At 46.7% G+C, this 16,591-nt stretch carries 17 protein-coding genes; 8 read left to right on the top strand and 9 right to left on the bottom strand.

Translation table 11 applies throughout. The features are described 5' to 3' along the window. The first annotated feature begins 54 nt into the window (after positions 1–54). From ACYVI9_RS13180 to ACYVI9_RS13160, 5 genes are all read left to right on the top strand, one after another. Entirely contained in the window at positions 55–597 is a 543-nt protein-coding gene (locus ACYVI9_RS13180; protein ID WP_460765112.1) for a YceD family protein, read from the top strand. 77 nt (positions 598–674) lie between these two features. After that, complete coding sequence (rpmF, locus tag ACYVI9_RS13175) at positions 675–869, top strand: 50S ribosomal protein L32 (RefSeq protein WP_346239437.1); 195 nt, start codon at positions 675–677, stop codon at positions 867–869. Positions 870–966: 97 nt separating this feature from the next. Further along, positions 967–1,914, top strand: a complete 948-nt coding sequence (gene plsX / locus ACYVI9_RS13170) for a phosphate acyltransferase PlsX (RefSeq protein WP_460765110.1) — start codon at positions 967–969, stop codon at positions 1,912–1,914. Positions 1,915–1,968: 54 nt separating this feature from the next. Further along, positions 1,969–3,873 (top strand): TlpA family protein disulfide reductase, encoded by a 1,905-nt coding sequence (locus ACYVI9_RS13165; RefSeq protein WP_460765108.1) that lies wholly within the window; start codon positions 1,969–1,971, stop codon positions 3,871–3,873. A 31-nt stretch (positions 3,874–3,904) separates the two neighbouring features. Next, positions 3,905–5,875 (top strand): menaquinone biosynthesis decarboxylase, encoded by a 1,971-nt coding sequence (locus ACYVI9_RS13160; RefSeq protein WP_460765106.1) that lies wholly within the window; start codon positions 3,905–3,907, stop codon positions 5,873–5,875. A 49-nt stretch (positions 5,876–5,924) separates the two neighbouring features. On the opposite strand, the gene ACYVI9_RS13155 is transcribed toward ACYVI9_RS13160, so the two are convergent. The 8 genes from ACYVI9_RS13155 to aqpZ form a co-directional block, all read right to left on the bottom strand. Further along, positions 5,925–6,494, bottom strand: a complete 570-nt coding sequence (locus tag ACYVI9_RS13155; protein ID WP_460765104.1) for a hypothetical protein — start codon at positions 6,492–6,494, stop codon at positions 5,925–5,927. A 93-nt stretch (positions 6,495–6,587) separates the two neighbouring features. Beyond that, a complete protein-coding gene (locus ACYVI9_RS13150) occupies positions 6,588–7,028 on the bottom strand; it encodes a hypothetical protein (protein ID WP_460765102.1) in 441 nt (146 codons plus the stop codon). 170 nt (positions 7,029–7,198) lie between these two features. Further along, positions 7,199–8,014 carry a M48 family metallopeptidase gene (locus tag ACYVI9_RS13145; RefSeq protein WP_460765100.1) on the bottom strand — a complete coding sequence of 272 codons (816 nt, stop codon included), beginning with the start codon at positions 8,012–8,014 and terminating at the stop codon, positions 7,199–7,201. A gap of 125 nt (positions 8,015–8,139) precedes the next feature. Next, complete coding sequence (gene plsY / locus ACYVI9_RS13140; RefSeq protein ID WP_460765098.1) at positions 8,140–8,781, bottom strand: glycerol-3-phosphate 1-O-acyltransferase PlsY; 642 nt, start codon at positions 8,779–8,781, stop codon at positions 8,140–8,142. A gap of 89 nt (positions 8,782–8,870) precedes the next feature. Continuing rightward, positions 8,871–9,695, bottom strand: coding sequence for a 50S ribosomal protein L11 methyltransferase (gene prmA, locus ACYVI9_RS13135; protein WP_460765096.1), 825 nt, complete (start codon positions 9,693–9,695; stop codon positions 8,871–8,873). Positions 9,696–9,706: 11 nt separating this feature from the next. After that, positions 9,707–10,966 (bottom strand): DUF445 domain-containing protein, encoded by a 1,260-nt coding sequence (locus ACYVI9_RS13130; protein WP_460765094.1) that lies wholly within the window; start codon positions 10,964–10,966, stop codon positions 9,707–9,709. Then, positions 10,963–11,934 carry a YpdA family putative bacillithiol disulfide reductase gene (locus ACYVI9_RS13125; RefSeq protein ID WP_460765092.1) on the bottom strand — a complete coding sequence of 324 codons (972 nt, stop codon included), beginning with the start codon at positions 11,932–11,934 and terminating at the stop codon, positions 10,963–10,965. Before ACYVI9_RS13125 ends, ACYVI9_RS13130 begins: the two co-directional genes overlap by 4 nt. A gap of 96 nt (positions 11,935–12,030) precedes the next feature. Beyond that, entirely contained in the window at positions 12,031–12,744 is a 714-nt protein-coding gene (gene aqpZ, locus ACYVI9_RS13120) for an aquaporin Z (RefSeq protein WP_460765090.1), read from the bottom strand. A 220-nt stretch (positions 12,745–12,964) separates the two neighbouring features. On the opposite strand from aqpZ, the gene ACYVI9_RS13115 reads away from it, so the two are divergent. Beyond that, a complete protein-coding gene (locus tag ACYVI9_RS13115; protein ID WP_460765088.1) occupies positions 12,965–13,954 on the top strand; it encodes a pyruvate dehydrogenase complex E1 component subunit beta in 990 nt (329 codons plus the stop codon). A 77-nt stretch (positions 13,955–14,031) separates the two neighbouring features. Then, positions 14,032–15,219, top strand: a complete 1,188-nt coding sequence (locus ACYVI9_RS13110; RefSeq protein ID WP_460765086.1) for a sigma-54-dependent transcriptional regulator — start codon at positions 14,032–14,034, stop codon at positions 15,217–15,219. Between the two features lie 301 nt (positions 15,220–15,520). Here ACYVI9_RS13110 and ACYVI9_RS13105 read toward each other — a convergent pair whose 3' ends face one another. After that, a complete protein-coding gene (locus tag ACYVI9_RS13105) occupies positions 15,521–15,670 on the bottom strand; it encodes a transposase (protein WP_460765494.1) in 150 nt (49 codons plus the stop codon). Between the two features lie 286 nt (positions 15,671–15,956). Here ACYVI9_RS13105 and ACYVI9_RS13100 point away from each other — a divergent pair. Next, the coding region (locus ACYVI9_RS13100; RefSeq protein WP_460765084.1) for an RNA-guided endonuclease TnpB family protein at positions 15,957–16,591 on the top strand (635 nt) is incomplete at its 3' end.

Here is a 16,591-nt window from a genome sequence, read left to right as displayed (position 1 = left end):
TTTTAAGAAAATGTTCCTACATTTGCACGCTCTAAATTTGAGGACTGTAGTATTATGGTATTCAGAAGGGAATATGATATCGCATTTGTGGGGTTAAAACCCGGTGTCCATGAATACAACTATGAGATTACAGACCGGTTCTTTGAGGCGTTTCAACAGCAGGATTTCACTGATTGTCAGGCACATGTAAAATTGCAATTGGACAAGAAAAGCAGTTTTATGATGTTGAAATTCGAAATCGGTGGCAGTCTGATGGTGACCTGTGACCGGTGTAATAATGACCTGAAACTGGATCTCTGGGATGAGTTCAATATTACCGTTAAGATGGTAGAGGATCCCGAACAGATGAATGAGGAGGAAGGCGATCCGGACGTTTATTATATCAGTCGCACGGAAAGTCATTTGAATCTGGAAAACTGGATTTATGAGTTCATCAACCTCAGTATCCCGATGCATAAGACCTGTAATGAAAACGGCGGCAGTTGTAATGAGGAAGCGCTGAAAGTACTGGATCGGCTGGAACATGAACCGGCTCCCAGCCAGCAAAAGAATCCGATCTGGAAGGATCTGGAAAAATTTAAAGATAAAAAAGACTGAATTTGTGAGGGCTGGAGCTGCATTCACAAGGAACAGCAAGATTATAATAGATTTTTAACCGCATTAAATAAAAAGTTATGCCAAATCCCAAACGCCGGCACAGCCAGCAGAGAAGCGCAAAACGCAGGACACATTATAAAGCGACCGCACAGACTTTAACTACGGATGCCAGCACCGGGGAAACCCATGTGCGTCACCGCGCTCACGTAAGCGAAGGAAAGTTGATCTATAAAGGTAAAGTAGTTGCAGAAAAGGCACCTGCGAAAGCCTGATATTAAAGTTCTGTACCAATAATATTATTGAATTCCACATACGATGCTGGTTTTTACTGGCGTCCGTATCTGGAATTTTTTTATTTTTAAGCCCTGTATGATTATAGGAATAGATATGATGGGCGGCGATTATGCCCCCCTGGAAGCGGTGAGAGGGGTAAAGGAATACCTGCTGGCGCACCCGATACATGAGTTGAAATTACTGCTCTTTGGCGACGCAACAGCGCTGCAACCCTTACTCGTAAGCGAACAGGTAGACGAAGGTTTGTATGAGATTGTGCCGACGACGCAGTTAATTGGTATGCATGAGCACCCCACCAAAGCGCTGAAAGAAAAACCGGATGCTTCAATTTCAGTGGGCTTCCGGTACCTGGCAGCAGGGAAAACCGATGCCTTTATCAGTGCCGGTAATACGGGCGCCATGCTGGTAGGTGCCATGTTCAGCATCAAAACAGTCGAAGGCATAATGCGGCCGACAATCTCCTCGGTTATACCCAAACAGAATGGCAGTACCGGCGTCTTGCTGGATGTCGGCCTGAACGCGGACTGCAAGCCGGAACAGCTCAATCAGTTTGCGGTTATGGGAGCGGTATACAGCAAGTATATTCTGGGGGTAGACCAACCCCGTGTAGGGCTGATTAATGTAGGGGAAGAAGAAGGGAAGGGTAATATCCTGGCCCAGGCAACTTACGGACTCCTGAAAGAAAACGAGGCCATTGATTTTATTGGCAATGTTGAAGGACGGGACCTGTTTAACGATAAGGCCGACGTGATGGTATGTGAAGGTTTTACCGGGAATGTGATATTGAAAATGGCCGAATCTATTTATGATATTTCCTCCAACCAGCAACTGGACAACCCTTACCTGAACCGCTTTAATTTTGAGATTTACGGCGGGACGCCGGTACTGGGCGTGGAAAAGCCGGTCATTATCGGACACGGTATATCCCATGCAGTGGCTTTCAGCAATATGATAGATGTAGCGGTAAAAATGCTGCATACGGATGTGTTGGGTAAGGTAAAAGCTGCCATCGCAGCGCTCTGATTTCTTTTCCGACAACAGCGGTTCCCTATAAACATTTGAAAATTACAACCGATTATGAAAAAATTCGTTACCGCCATTACCTGCCTGCTGACGCTGCAGACCTTAGGTCAAACCGGTCTGGTTATACAGCCGCAGCAGCCCCGGGCCGGGGAGTTGATCCGGTTTGAATACAGCCAGTCCGGGGATCTTTCGGGACTGCCGCAGTTGCCTCAGGCCTATGTGTTGCAGTTTTCCAGCAAGGGTAATAAGATCATCGATATTCCCCTGAAACGCTCCAATGGTCAACTGGTGGGCAGTTTTCAATCGGACAGTGCTGCCAGTCTGCTGGCCTTCGGGTTTGCCATAGATGACAAGATCGATGATGCTCAGGACAGTGGTTACCTGGTGCCGCTTTACCAGGAGGGCCATCCAAAAGCGGGCAGTAACGCTGGTATTGCTGCTTTTTACAGGCATTTTGGCGACAATTTTTTTGGCGTCAGCAGTGACCCACAGAAAGCAGTTACTTATTACCAGCGGGAATTTGAAGCTTATCCGGAGTCCAGATCTACCTATATTATGGAGTATCTGAGTACCCTGATGGCTGTCGATAAACAAAAAGGTGCAGAAGCCGTTCAGCTTGAAATAGAAAATAAGATCAAGGCAGGACTGACTGCCAAACAGGACTATACCGAATTGGTCAATCTGTACAGCCTGGCCGGTTTGCGCCAGCAACGCATGTTTTTTACACAATTGGGGAATGAAAAATTTCCGGGGGCTGCCAATGCCGCTCCGGGGCCTCAGGAATACTACCAGCGTTTTGAGGGTGCGGAAGACAATAATGAAAAGGCAGCAATTCTTCAGGAAACGCTGGCGGTAGCTGATACCTCGGCGAATAAAGAGGCCTACAATCCCTATATTGGTTATTTCCAGAGAAGCCTGCTGAGCGCCTATGCCGCAGAAGCGCAGTGGGACCTGTTTGATAAGCTGGCTGCTACTATCAAGGAAGAAAAGCAGCTGGCACAGGCCTATAACAGCATCGCCTGGAAGTTGCAGGAATCCGGAAAGAACCTGGATCGGGCAGAGAAATTGGCGGCATTTGCGAGCCGGTATGCAAGGAAGCAGTGGAAGGATCCGGAAGGTCCCAAACCTGATATGCTGACCGCCCGGAAATGGGCAGATGCAAGGGAGGCTGCCTATGCTACCTATGCGGACACTTATGCAATGGTGTTGTACAAAGCAGGCAAAGCCAAAAAAGCGCTGCCCTATGCCAAAGAGGCTGCTATCGATATTCATAAAGGGCAGGAGACCGGTCTGAATAAGACCTATGCCTTAGTGGCCGCCAAAGCCCTGTCATCCAGAAAATACATTCCGATGCTGGAACAGTTTGTGAAAGACGGTAAATCCGATCAGGAGATGAATGAGTTGCTGCGTGCCGGGTACCTCAGCAAGCATCCCAACGGCAATTTCGACCAGTACCTGGGGGCTTTGGAAAAAGAGGCCCTACTCAAAATGCGTAAGGAACTGGAGAATCAGGTGCTGAATTCCGAAGCACCGGATTTTGCGCTGAAAGATCTGGAAGGTCATGCCGTACAGCTCGACGATCTCAGGGATAAAGTCGTCGTAGTGGATTTCTGGGCTACCTGGTGTGGTCCCTGTAAAGCTTCTTTTCCGGGCATGAAAAAAATGGTAGCAAATTATAAAGCAGACAGCAGCGTTGTTTTTCTGTTTGTTAATACCTGGGAAAATGCAGAAGACAAGTTGAAAAATGCCAAAGACTTTATCGAGCAGAACAATTACAGCAGTTTTCATGTTTTGCTGGATGAGCAGGATAAAGTGGTGAAGGATTTTGATGTATCCGGAATACCGACAAAATTCGTCATTGGCAGGGATGGCAAATTAAAATTTAAATCTATTGGTTTTAACGGGGAGGATCATCTGGTGAAGGAACTGCCGGTAATGATTGATCTGGCTGCTCAGTAGGGTCCGTACCCGCACCAATCAAAAAGGGATAATGGCATATAGAAATCAGCAACACTTTATCAGTGAACTGGAGAAGGCAGGGGAGTTGATCCGTATCAAAAGCTATGTGAACCCCCATCTGGAAATAGCGGAGATTACAGACCGCATGAGCAAGGAACCCGGTGGTGGCAAAGCCCTGCTGTTTGAAAATACGGGCTATGAGTTTCCGGTGCTGATGAATGCCTATGGCAGTCAGCGACGGATGTGTATGGCTTTGGGTGTGACCGACCTTAACGATGTGGCAAAGGAGATTGAAGGGCTTTTCCAACTGCTTTCAGCGCCCAAGGAGCATATTATAGATAAATTGAAACTGCTGCCAAAACTGGGTGCTTTTGCCTCCTGGATGCCGAAGGTTAAAAAGGGACGTGGTGCCTGTCAGGAAATCATCCTGACAGAAAAACCCTTAGCTTCCGGAGAACCCTGGGGCGGGCTGCCTGATCTCAGTAAATTGCCGGTAATTACCTGCTGGCCTCAGGACGGCGGTCCATTTATTACACTACCCGTTATTCATACCAAGGACCCTTCAAGCGGGGTGCGCAATGTGGGTATGTACCGGATGCAGGTTTTTGGTCCGCAACTGACCGCGATGCACTGGCACAAACATAAGGTCTCTGCCAAGCATTTTGAAGCCTATAAAAAACTGGGTAAAAGGATGCCGGTAGCGGTAGCCCTGGGTGGAGATCCCGCTTATGCCTACGCGGCGACAGCACCTTTGCCGGAGAATGTAGATGAATACATGTTGGCCGGTTTCCTGCGCAAACGTAAGGTCGAACTGGTACGTTGTATTACCCAGCCCGATGTCGAAGTGCCTGCCGATGCTGATTTTGTTATTGAAGGTTATTTGGATCCGACAGAGGAGCTGATTTGGGAAGGTCCCTTTGGAGATCACACCGGATATTATTCCCTGCCTGACTGGTACCCCCGATTTCATGTTACGGCCATTACACATAAGAAAAATGCAGTGTATCCGGCCACGATCGTCGGGATTCCGCCCCAGGAAGATGCCTGGCTGGGCAAAGCCACTGAACGGATTTTTCTGGCGCCGATTAAAATGACCCTGGTTCCGGAGATAGTCGACATGGAAATGCCGGTGGAAGGCGTTTTTCACAACCTGGTGATTTCAAAAATTGATAAACAGTATGCCGGTCAGGGCGCCAAGGTAATGAATGCTATGTGGGGTGCCGGGCAGATGATGTTTAATAAAATGCTGGTTCTGGCCTCCGACAGGCCGGATGGTGCAACAAAATTGTCGCTAAGTCAATACCGGGAATTGGCCCGTGTCGTATTTCAGCATTTAAATCCGGCAACCGATATTTATTTCTCCCAGGGGCCGATGGATGTGCTGGACCACAGCTGCAGTAAAATGGGCTTTGGTGGAAAACTTTGCCTGGATGGAACTTATAAATTCGAGGAGGAAAAAGATGAGTTGTATGAAGCCCTGCCGGTACCCGGCAGCCTGGATACCGAAAAAATCCTGCAGGCCTTTGCCGAGATCAAAGCGGTAAATGCAGCCCTGCTTTCTTCGGAAATCCCCTGCCTGATTGTGTCGGTGGCCAAGAACAGGAAAGGACATGTCCGGGAGCTGCACCGCCAACTGGCCGCCCTACCTGAAATGGACGGTATAAAGATGATTCTTTATGTGGAGCATACGGTTGATGCGACCGATCTGGCGACCGCTTTATGGCGTTTTTGTAATAACCTCGACCCCCGCAGGGATCATTTTATCTACAGAAAGGAACAGGCAGGCCGGTATCAGGCTATAATGGGGCTGGATGGCACCATTAAGACCCGGGAATTGGATGGATTTGAACGTGACTGGCCCAATATTATTGTGGCGGATGATGCGACCATTGAAGCGGTAGATCAGAAATGGGAGGCACTTAATATTGGACCCTTTATTACTTCTCCCTCACTAAAATATAAGGACCAGATGTATGGGCAGGAGGCGGTAGCCGCCCCATAAAAAAAGAGCTTCTGCATCAGAAGCCCTTTTTAATATAACTTTTCCGGAATTATTTTTGAACATCCCCCCGCATCTCCTGTAATTTTTTGGTAGGCAGGTGAATCTGGAAGCCCAGATTGATATTCGGGTTTAAGGTGGTTGCACCGCTGCCGGCAATCAGCCCCAGCCGGGCTCCGGTTTCCAGGGCGATATTTTCACTGACAAAATAAGCGACACCTGCACCCGCAAAACCCCTGAAGCCTGTGGTTGTTTCACCACCGGTTCCTTCACCGCCGACGCCGGCGCCTGCTTCAGCGAAAATCCGGGTCTTTTTTACCACTTCAAATCCCTCTCCGGGAAAATAATACCTTGCAAAAGGAACGATACCCCAGCCGATGGGATCATCACCTTCCTGGAAAGTCATGTTTAGATTCACTTCCGCACCCACGGCCCAGTCGTCCTTAATAAACCAGCCCGCTCTGGGGGACAGGGATAAATTGAAGCTGCTGCTGCCTTCCCTTATATTGGCGCCGATATTTGCCAATTGGGCGCCAACAATAACATTACCTTTTTCAGTCTGTGCGTTTACCATAATGCCGGTCATACATAATGCCGTTACCATTAATACTAGCTTTTTCATAAAATATTGATTTATAATAGCTGAACCAATAACTATGCCGAAAGAAAAAACCGGCCATAATAGCCGGTTTTCCTTTAGTTAAATGTTTGTAAATCAAGCCATTTGCGGCTGTCTTTTTCGTTCTTTGGGAGAAGCAGCACTACGCTCTTCCACCGGTCTTTCAAAACGAGTCGCGGTCCACACATGATCCAGTTCCACATTGTCAATGCTGGCATAACCTTCATTCGTCAGCCTGTTCCAACTCCGCTCCCTGTTCAGATCAGTTACGATCTTCGAGGTGGTCTTTGGATACGCAACCCAAAATTTCGTATTTTCCTTTAAAGAAGGCATCACATCACTCAGAATGCTATTCAGCTGGTTTTCATTAACGGCAAATACCAGTGCAAAATCAAGTTTCCTTGATCTAAGCAGGGGCGTCATGTTTTTGGCGAATGAAAGTTTGCTGAACTGTTTTTCGATGGAGGAAGGGAGGCCTTGAATTAAAAGATTCTTTTCGTCTGCGTACTGAAGTTTTTCGAAAACTGTTTGAATCATAGAACTTTTGAATTTATTAGAAAAATGTCACCCTTGAGAGGTAAATTTGAATAACAAGCCCTTAAACGCTTTGCAAATTTACGCTTAAATGTTTAAAGCAGCCAGGGTTTTAACAGAAAAACCATTATCAACTGAATGATAATGGTTTATGAATTGTTAATTATTTTAACTTATTTACCGGCCGGTTGGTAATATTTCATGGCTTCCGGCAGGTATTTACGCAGTTGTTCGATCCTTCTTTCCGGACCAGGGTGGGTGCTCAGGAATTCCGGAGGGCGACCGCCACTGGATTGGGCCTGCATCCGCTGCCAGAGGCCAATGGCTTCTTCCGGATTGTATCCCGCCATGGCGGCCCAGATCATACCATAATGATCGGATTCCAATTCCTGCTTACGTGAAAAGGCCAGGATACCGACCTGGGACCCAAGTCCGACAGCGGTACCGAAAAGCTGGCGCATTCCGGAAGAGGTCTTATTGGCCATAAAAGCATCAAGAATATTGGTGCCGTACTGGGCGGCAATGCTTTGGCTCATCCGCTCATTGGTATGTCCAAACAGGGCATGCGAAACCTCATGTCCCATGACATTGGCGAGTGCGGCCTCATTCTGGGTAATCGGCAACAGGCCGGTATATACGACAATTTTACCTCCCGGCATACACCAGGCATTCGCCTCATTGCTTTGAACAAGTCTGGTCTCCCATTGGTAACCCTGCAGGTCCTGCGACATATTGTTCTGCTTGAAGAAGCGGGTTACCGCATTCACAATCCGCTGACCTACCCGGTTGACCATCGCCGCATCCCGGTTGTTGGATGAGTTGGCAACTACCTTATTCGTAGATAAAAAGGATTGGTATTCGGTCACCGCCATCTGCTGCAATTGCGATTCGGGCAATAATTTTAACTGACTGCGTCCGGTAATGGCGTTGGTGGAGCAGGACAGCGAAGCGGATGCCAGAATAATAAACGCGAAAAGTTTCTTGAACATAGCATTGATTTTAGTTATTGACTTTATATAGATCAATCATTATACCAAATCTTCAGGATGGGAGATATGTTTCTGTAAAGAACCTGTTTCAATAGATAATCCCGGGAAAAAAGACGATCAGTTAACTAATCACGTTGTCTGCGGCGGTCCCTGTTTTTAAAAATTGGGACTTTATTCTCTCCGCCTCTTAAAATACGGCCGATATTTTTCTGATGGGTCAGGATGACCAGCAGTGCCACCGCAACGGCGAATACTCTGTAAAAAGAGTTGTCGACATTAAAAATTACCAGGATAAATACCGGGAAAGCAATGGAAGCCAGTATGGAGCTCAGGGAGACAAAACGGGTCAGGTACAATACCAGCAAAAATACACCGGAGCAGGCCAGCGCCGTCCAGGGCGAAATGCCAATCACCAAACCGAAAAGTGTAGCAACCCCTTTACCTCCTTTAAAATCAGCCCAGACGGGAAAAACATGACCAATAACAGCAGCGATGCCGAGAATCAGTTGCATGTTCAGAAAGGCTATTTCATTATGAAAGGGGGGTAATAAAAAAATGAGTTTCACAGCCAGAAATCCTTTGAGTACGTCACAAACCATGACAAAACTACCCCAGCGTGGTCCCAGCACACGGAACGTATTGGTCGCCCCGGCATTTCCACTGCCGTAATCCCGTATGTCGATATTGAAAAAATACCGGCTCACCCACACAGAAGTTGGTATGCTTCCGAGACAGTAAGCGCATAAAACGAGAAAAATTTCCAGCATTATTAGATATATAAATTAATCAGATGGACAATGAAATTCAAATATAAGGGTTTAATTGAAATATTATACCGAACCCTGCTTTTCGCGAATTATAAGTTGCTGAATAACAGACAAATCCAGTTTTCTTTTTTAGCTTTTTCTTTAAGAATCAGTCCCGCAGTTTCAGCTGCCTCTATTAATCGCTGCTGGTCGGATTCCAGGAGCCCGCTGAGCAGCAGCTTGCCGCCGGGATATAACTGTGCTGCCAGATCGCTGATATTATCCAGCAATACATTGCGGTTGATATTCGCCAGAATGATATCAAAACTTTGTCCGGTGCGACAATGATCCGCCTGGAATAACCGGATAGCTGTTGCCTGGTTGACGGCAAAATTTTCCCGGGCATTTTCAATACTCCAGTTGTCAATATCATTGGCCAGTACTTCCACCGCACCCAGTTGATGGGCCAGAATGGCCAGTACACCGGTACCGGTTCCAAAATCCAGCACCGCCTTTCCTTTGAAATCCAGCCGCCGCATGGCCTGCATCATCAGGAAAGTTGTCGCATGGTGACCGGTACCAAAACTCATTTTGGGGGTAATGATTATTTCATGTTGCACACCAGGAAGGGGTGGATGAAAATGCGCCCGGATGCCGGCGAAATCATCAACCGTCACCGGCTCAAAATTCGACTCCCAAAGCTGGTTCCAGTTCTGTTCGGGCAGCTTCGATTCACGAAACGGCAGCTGCAGATTTGATAATAGCTGGCTGGTCTCCGGGGTTTCAAAATTGGATTCCCGGAAATATACCTGCAGCCCCCGCTCGGTTTCTTCAAAACCCTCGGCTGCTGCTTCGAGCCTGGCGATCAGCAAAGCGGCCTGATCGCTGTCGATATCCTGGAAACTGATTTGTATGTACATCGTTTTGTCGTTCATGAAAATTTCAATTATATCGTTTCGATCAGCCGGGTGATGGTATAGATGAGCAGACCGACCAGGCCGCCTACCAGGGTGCCGTTAATACGGATAAATTGCAGGTCTTTACCGACTTCCAGTTCCAGCTTGGTACTGAGTTGCCGACCTTCCCAGTTGCCCACCGTATTGCTGATCAGTTCGCCGGCTTTTTCGGTATTTCTCAGCAGGTAGCGGTAAGCATTTAAACGAACCCATCGGTTGATTTTTTCCTGCAGATCCGGATTTTCTTCGAGGTTGCTACCCATTTCGGTAAGGGTCTGTTCCAGGTACTTACGTATCATCGAGTGCGTATCGGACAGATCACTAATGATCGCGGTCTGCAGCTGTTTCCAAATCGCACCTGCATACCGCTTCAGGCGTGCTTCATCCAGCAGGGCATTTTTAATTTCCTGAAATTGCGCTTCCCATTTTGAGCTGGTGCGCAATTGATCCACCAGGAGGTGAAGTTGCCGGTCGATGTCTTTTCGGATCACATGTTGGGGATCCTGTTCTATTTCGCTCAGGTACCTGGTCAGACCGCTGACTATTTTGGAAGCGATCAGGTTGTCCACGAAACCGGGTATCAGGAAATGACTTTCCTTTTTGACCCGTTCCCGTACCAGTGCTTCATGATCGGTGACATAGACTTTTAGTTTACCGACCAGATAATCCAATATCCGGACCTGATCACCTCTTTGTATAACCAGTTCCATACCCGAAGCAACGGCATCCGTTAAACGCAGCTCCTGCAGCCATTGGGCGGATTTGCGGGCGATAAAGCCGCTGATAAGCTGTTCGTCTGTCCGGCTGATCAGGTCACGCAGTAACCGGCTGATTTCCGTGAGCAGCAGGGATTTGTTTTTGTCCTGCTGCAACCATTGAATCAGCAACCGGCTGGTGTCCAGTTTCAGGATATAAGGTTTGATCGTACGGGCATTCAGAAAATTATTTACCACAAAACCGCCCAGATTTGCGCCAATACTTTTTTTGCGGTTTTCAATCAGGTTGGTATGGGGAATGGGGATACCCAGCGGGTGATGAAACAGGGCGGTGACGGCAAACCAATCTGCCAACGCGCCTACCATGGCGGCTTCCGCAAATGCCTTGACATATTGCAGGCCAATCATCGGATGGGTACGCAGCAGCCAGGTAGTACCGATATAAAGCAGTACCATCAGCAGAAAAAGTCCGGTGGCGACACGTTTATGCTTTTTCAGCTGCCGTTCTTTTATCTGATCGGAGCCGAAGTTCATACCTTTTTCTTTTTAAGGATATCGGAAACAATCATCACCGCATGTTCGCGGGAATTTTCAATAAAAAGCCGGTGGGTATTCATACCTCCGCATATCACCCCGGCCAGATAAATACCGCTGATATTGGATTCATGCGTCTGCTCATCAATTTCGGGCGTACGCTGATCATCGGAACTGAGCCGGATACCTACGGACTCCAGAAAACGCAGGTCCGGCTGATAGCCGGTAGCGGCGATTACCCAGTCATTCTCAATGACATGCGTGCCCTCAGGATCCCTTATTACCACAGTAGAAGGGTGGATTTCTTCCAGGGTAGCGTTGAAAAAAGCCCGGATGGCGCCTTCAGCGATTCGGTTTTCAATGTCGGGTTTTACCCAATACTTGACCCGGGAACCAATATTTTCACCCCGAATGACCATGGTCACCCGGGCACCTTTACGATAGGTTTCCAGCGCAGCATCGACGGCAGAGTTCATCGCCCCCACAACGACCAGGTCCTGGAAAGCGTAAAAATGTGGATCACTGTAATAATGCGTGACCTTGGGTAAATTTTCACCGGGTATATTTAACAGGTAGGGGATATCATAAAATCCGGTGGCAATAATGACATTTTTAGTCTGGTAAACGGCCCGTGAGCTGCGGATCCGGAACAGGTCTGCTGTTTTATCAACAGCTTCCACCTGTTCGAAGAGGTGGATATTCAATTCAAAACTCTGTGCGACCCGGCGGTAATATTCCAGGGCCTCGTTTCTGGTAGGTTTGGCGTTATTGGAAACAAAGGGTACCCCACCGATCTCCAGGCGTTCGGAGGTCGAGAAAAAAGTCATATTGACCGGATAATGGTACAGGGAGTTGACCAGGGCGCCTTTTTCCAGTACAATATACCGGAGCTGATGTTTGCGGGCTTCAATGGCGCAGGCCATACCAATCGGGCCGCCACCAATAATAACGATATCATAGTCCTGCATGCAACAAAGATACGGGCTTACTTACAGGCGCTTTCGAAGGGGTAAAAAAAATCCCGGTGAAGGACGCCGGGATTTTTGAAAAATTTAAACAGAATCTCAGGTGGTTGCTGGTTCTTTTTTCTCCAGCAGTCCTTTGTAAAGCAGTCCGCCAATCACGGCTCCGAGAATGGGGGCGACCCAAAACAGCCAGAGCTGTTTGAGTGCCAGTCCACCTACAAATAATGCCTGTGAAGTGGAACGGGCAGGATTTACCGATGTATTCGTGATCGGGATGGATATCAGGTGAATCAGCGTAAGGGCCAGGCCGATGGCAATACCGGCAAATTTGCCATTTGCATATTTATCAGTGGCGCCCATGATTACAATGACAAAGAAGGCCGTCAAAATAAATTCAGCGAGAAAAGCCGCTCCAATGCTGAAACTGCGGTTATTATACACGGGGCTGTCGTAAAAGTTGGTGGCAAAGGCACCTGCACCTTCACTGGAAAAAGCGCCTGCACCATTCAGGATGATATACAGGGCGCCGGCAGCCAGAATTGCGCCTACCAGCTGTGCACTGATATAGGGAATCAGCTCCTTGGCGGGAAATCTTCCCCCGGCCAGCAACCCAAAGGAAACGGCAGGATTGAAATGTCCTCCGGAAATATGACCTACTGCATAAGCCATGGTGAGTACTGTCAGGCCGAATGCCAGGGCTACGCCCAACAGTCCGATGCCCAGTTCAGGAACGCCGGCAGCAAAAACGGCACTGCCACAACCGCCGAAAACGAGCCAGAATGTTCCGAAAGCTTCCGCTAAATACTTTTTCATAAATGCAAGAATTTAAGTTTAAGAATAATTAAATTGAGAACACGGCAAATCGTCTCATCGTTGAATTAATGAAAATAAGCAAATTTCAAGGAAATGACCGCCGTTTTTTTAGTTTTTGTCATCTTGATCCGGCCTGTTTTCGGCTGAAAAACTGACTTTGGTAGTATCCGGCATCTCACTTAAATTTGCTGCACTTTAAAAGTATTTATAAAATCAGAATATGTCAAGAATAATACCGTTCAGGGAGGCTTTAAGAGAAGCGATGTCAGAAGAAATGCGCAGAGATGACAGGGTGTTTTTAATGGGTGAAGAAGTGGCGGAATACAATGGTGCATATAAAGTGAGTCAGGGGATGCTTGCCGAGTTTGGCCCGAACCGGATATTGGATACGCCGATCTCTGAGCTGGGCTTCACGGCCGTAGGTGTAGGCGCCGCACAGAACGGATTGCGACCTATTGTTGAATTTATGACCTGGAACTTCGCCGTATTGGCCCTGGATCAGATACTGAATACTGCTTCCAAAATGCTGGCCATGAGTGGTGGACAGGTATCCTGCCCCATCGTGTTCCGGGGCGGAAACGGATCTGCGGGTCAGCTGGGTGCGCAGCACAGTACTGCTTTTGAATCCTTATACGCCAATATTCCCGGCATCAAAGTTGTTTCTCCCAGTAATCCTTATGATGCCAAGGGACTGTTGAAGCAGTCCATTCGTTATGAGGAAGATCCGGTAATGTTTATGGAAAGCGAGACAATGTATGGTGATAAAATGGAAGTGCCTGAGGAAGAATATTATATTGAATTGGGCAAAGCTGATATCAAAAGAGAAGGAACGGACGTCACAATTGTCTCATTTAACAAAATGATGAAAGTGGCGCTGGCCAGCGCAGTTGAACTGGAAAAGGAAGGCATACAGGCGGAAGTGATCGATCTGAGAACCGTCCGTCCGCTGGATATTCCTACCATTGTGGAAAGTGTGAAGAAAACCAACCGGCTGGTTATTGTGGAAGAACAATGGCCATTCGGTTCAGTGTCTTCTGAAATCTCTTATAATATTCAGAAAGATGCCTTTGATTACCTGGACGCACCGATTCGACGGATCACAGCCGCCGATGCCCCGCTGCACTATGCACCGAACCTGGTGGCAGCCGCGTTACCGGATGTAAATCGTACCGTGAAACTGGTCAAGGAAGTCATGTATCAGGTCAAGTAATTATAATACAGCAATCTTTGTAAGTCCATGGTGCAATTGCATTGTCCATGGGCTTTTTAATGAAAAAACTTTTTTGAGTGTCAAAAGCAAAAAACAACGAACCCAGTGCGCATATCCTCGTTATTGATGATGAGGCAGCGATAAGAAAGACCCTTACCGAAATCTTATCCTTCGAAGGATATAAAATCGATGAGGCAGCGGACGGTGAACAGGCCCTGAAACTCCTGGAACAGCACAAATATGATCTGGCGCTCTGTGATATAAAAATGCCCAAAATGGACGGCGTCGAGTTCCTGAAGAAAGCGACCGAACTCACCCCCGATATGCCGGTGATTATGATTTCAGGGCATGGTACCATTGAAACCGCTGTAGAGGCGGTTAAAAAGGGCGCCTATGATTTCATATCCAAACCGCCGGATCTGAACCGCCTGTTGATCACTATCAAGAATGCATTGGAAAAAGGCAATCTGGTAACTGAAACCCGGGTACTTAAAAAGAAAATATCAAGGGTACAGGATATGGTTGGAGAATCCGAACCCATAAAAAAGATTATTGATACCATTGATAAAGTAGCACCCACGGATGCGCGGGTGCTGATTACCGGCGAGAACGGCGTTGGTAAAGAACTTGTCGCCCGGTGGATACACGAGAAAAGCGCACGGAATGCCAGTCCGCTGGTAGAAGTCAACTGTGCAGCCATTCCGACAGAGCTGATCGAGTCCGAACTCTTCGGTCATGAGAAAGGCTCTTTTACTTCTGCGGTGAAACAACGGATTGGCAAATTTGAGCAGGCTGATGGCGGCACCCTGTTTCTGGATGAAATCGGCGACATGAGCCTGAGTGCGCAGGCCAAAGTGCTGCGGGCACTTCAGGAGGGAAAGATTACCCGTGTAGGCGCTGACAAGGATATCAACGTCGATGTACGGGTGATTGCTGCCACCAACAAAGACCTCCTGCAGGAAGTGGAACTCAAAAGCTTCAGACTGGATCTTTATCACCGGCTCAGTGTAATTCTGATCCATGTGCCTTCGCTCAATGAACGCCGTGACGATATTCCCATGCTGGTCGATCAGTTTCTGGAACAGATCTGCGTTGATTATGGAATCAACAAAAAAAGCATCGATACGGCTGCTTTGAAAATGCTGCAATCCTATAACTGGACCGGGAATATCCGGGAGCTCCGCAATGTGGTGGAAAGACTGGTGATTTTAAGTGGTAAAACCATTGCCGGTTCGGATGTGGAAAGTTATGTAATTCCTAAATAGGCGCATCCCTGCCAAAAGCAATTGCAGGACGGAGTGTCGGGCTACTTCGTTCCAATGGAAATTAAACTTACAAATCCGCCAGTTCCATTATGAAATCCCCCGCCAAATATATCCTGCTATTATTGCTAACGATCCCATTCCGTCCCGTACTGCAGGCACAGGATATGTTGTCCCGGGTGTTAGCGGCGGAGTTGCAACGGGAATACCAACAACTGCAAGAGGCGGCCCCGAATCTTTATAATAAAACGTGCCGCAAAACCCGAAAGTCTTTAGCTTTTGGGATGTAAGGCACAAGAAAAATTTAGCCTTGTGAAAGAATATATTGACGGACAGTTTCAGGACTTGCTTCTCCAATAGAGCAAACAAAGTAACCATCTGACCAGAAAGCATGCTTTTTCCGTAAGTTCTTTGACAATATGTTTTTGTGCTTTTGCCAAATTGCAATAGTGATTTCCTGCTTTAGCTTTCAAATACTTCAATTTCAAAATCAGATTTGGCAGTAATTGAATGTATAATAGACTTCCTGACATGATCCCAACCACCAATCAGCAGCTTTTTAGGATACTTGCATAAAAATTAGATGGTATTTTAAGCAATGCATTGAATAATTTGTGGAAGTATAACTGCTTATAAGGTTTTTTAACATTATTATTGTGTATTAATAGTTATCTTTAATTATACTTATTGAAAATATAAGTAGTATATTCTATACATTATATATATCAATTGATCCATAATTGAAATTAATACATAAGACATACCGTTTTGCATTGTTGCCGACAAAGCAACAGGAACTGCTTTTGAGTAAGCATTTCGGGTGTGTGCGTTTTGTGTTCAATCACTTTTTGAACGAAAGAATTGAGCAGTATAAGGAAAATAAAAAATCGGATAATTATATTAAACAGTCTGGTGCTTTGACCCAGTTAAAAAAGAAAGAAGCAACTGAATGGTTAAAGGAAGTAAACAGTCAAACATTACAAACCGCCCTGCGAAATTTAGACACCGCCTTTGTGAACTTCTTTAGAGGCAATGCTAAGTTCCCCCGATTTAAAAGTAAACGCAAAAAGAACAGTTTCACAGTTCCGCAATTTGTTGAAGTGAGTAATGGGAAATTGTTTTTCCCAAAATTTAAAGAGGGCATTAAAATCATCGAACATAGAGAATTAAAGGGTGAAGTGAAGCATTGTACTGTATCAAAATCACCAACAGGTAAATACTTTGTATCCATACTTTGTGAAGTGCAGTATCAACCATTGAAGCCAACAAAAAAACAGGTGGGCATTGACTTAGGAATTAAAGATTTTGCTGTTACTTCCGATGGCATAAGGTTTACAAACAACTGTCATTTAAAGAGATATGAAAATCAGTTAGC

Source organism: Niabella terrae, assembly GCF_054783135.1.
Note: the sequence above shows the minus strand (reverse complement) of the source record. Positions and strands in the feature narration are given on the sequence as shown.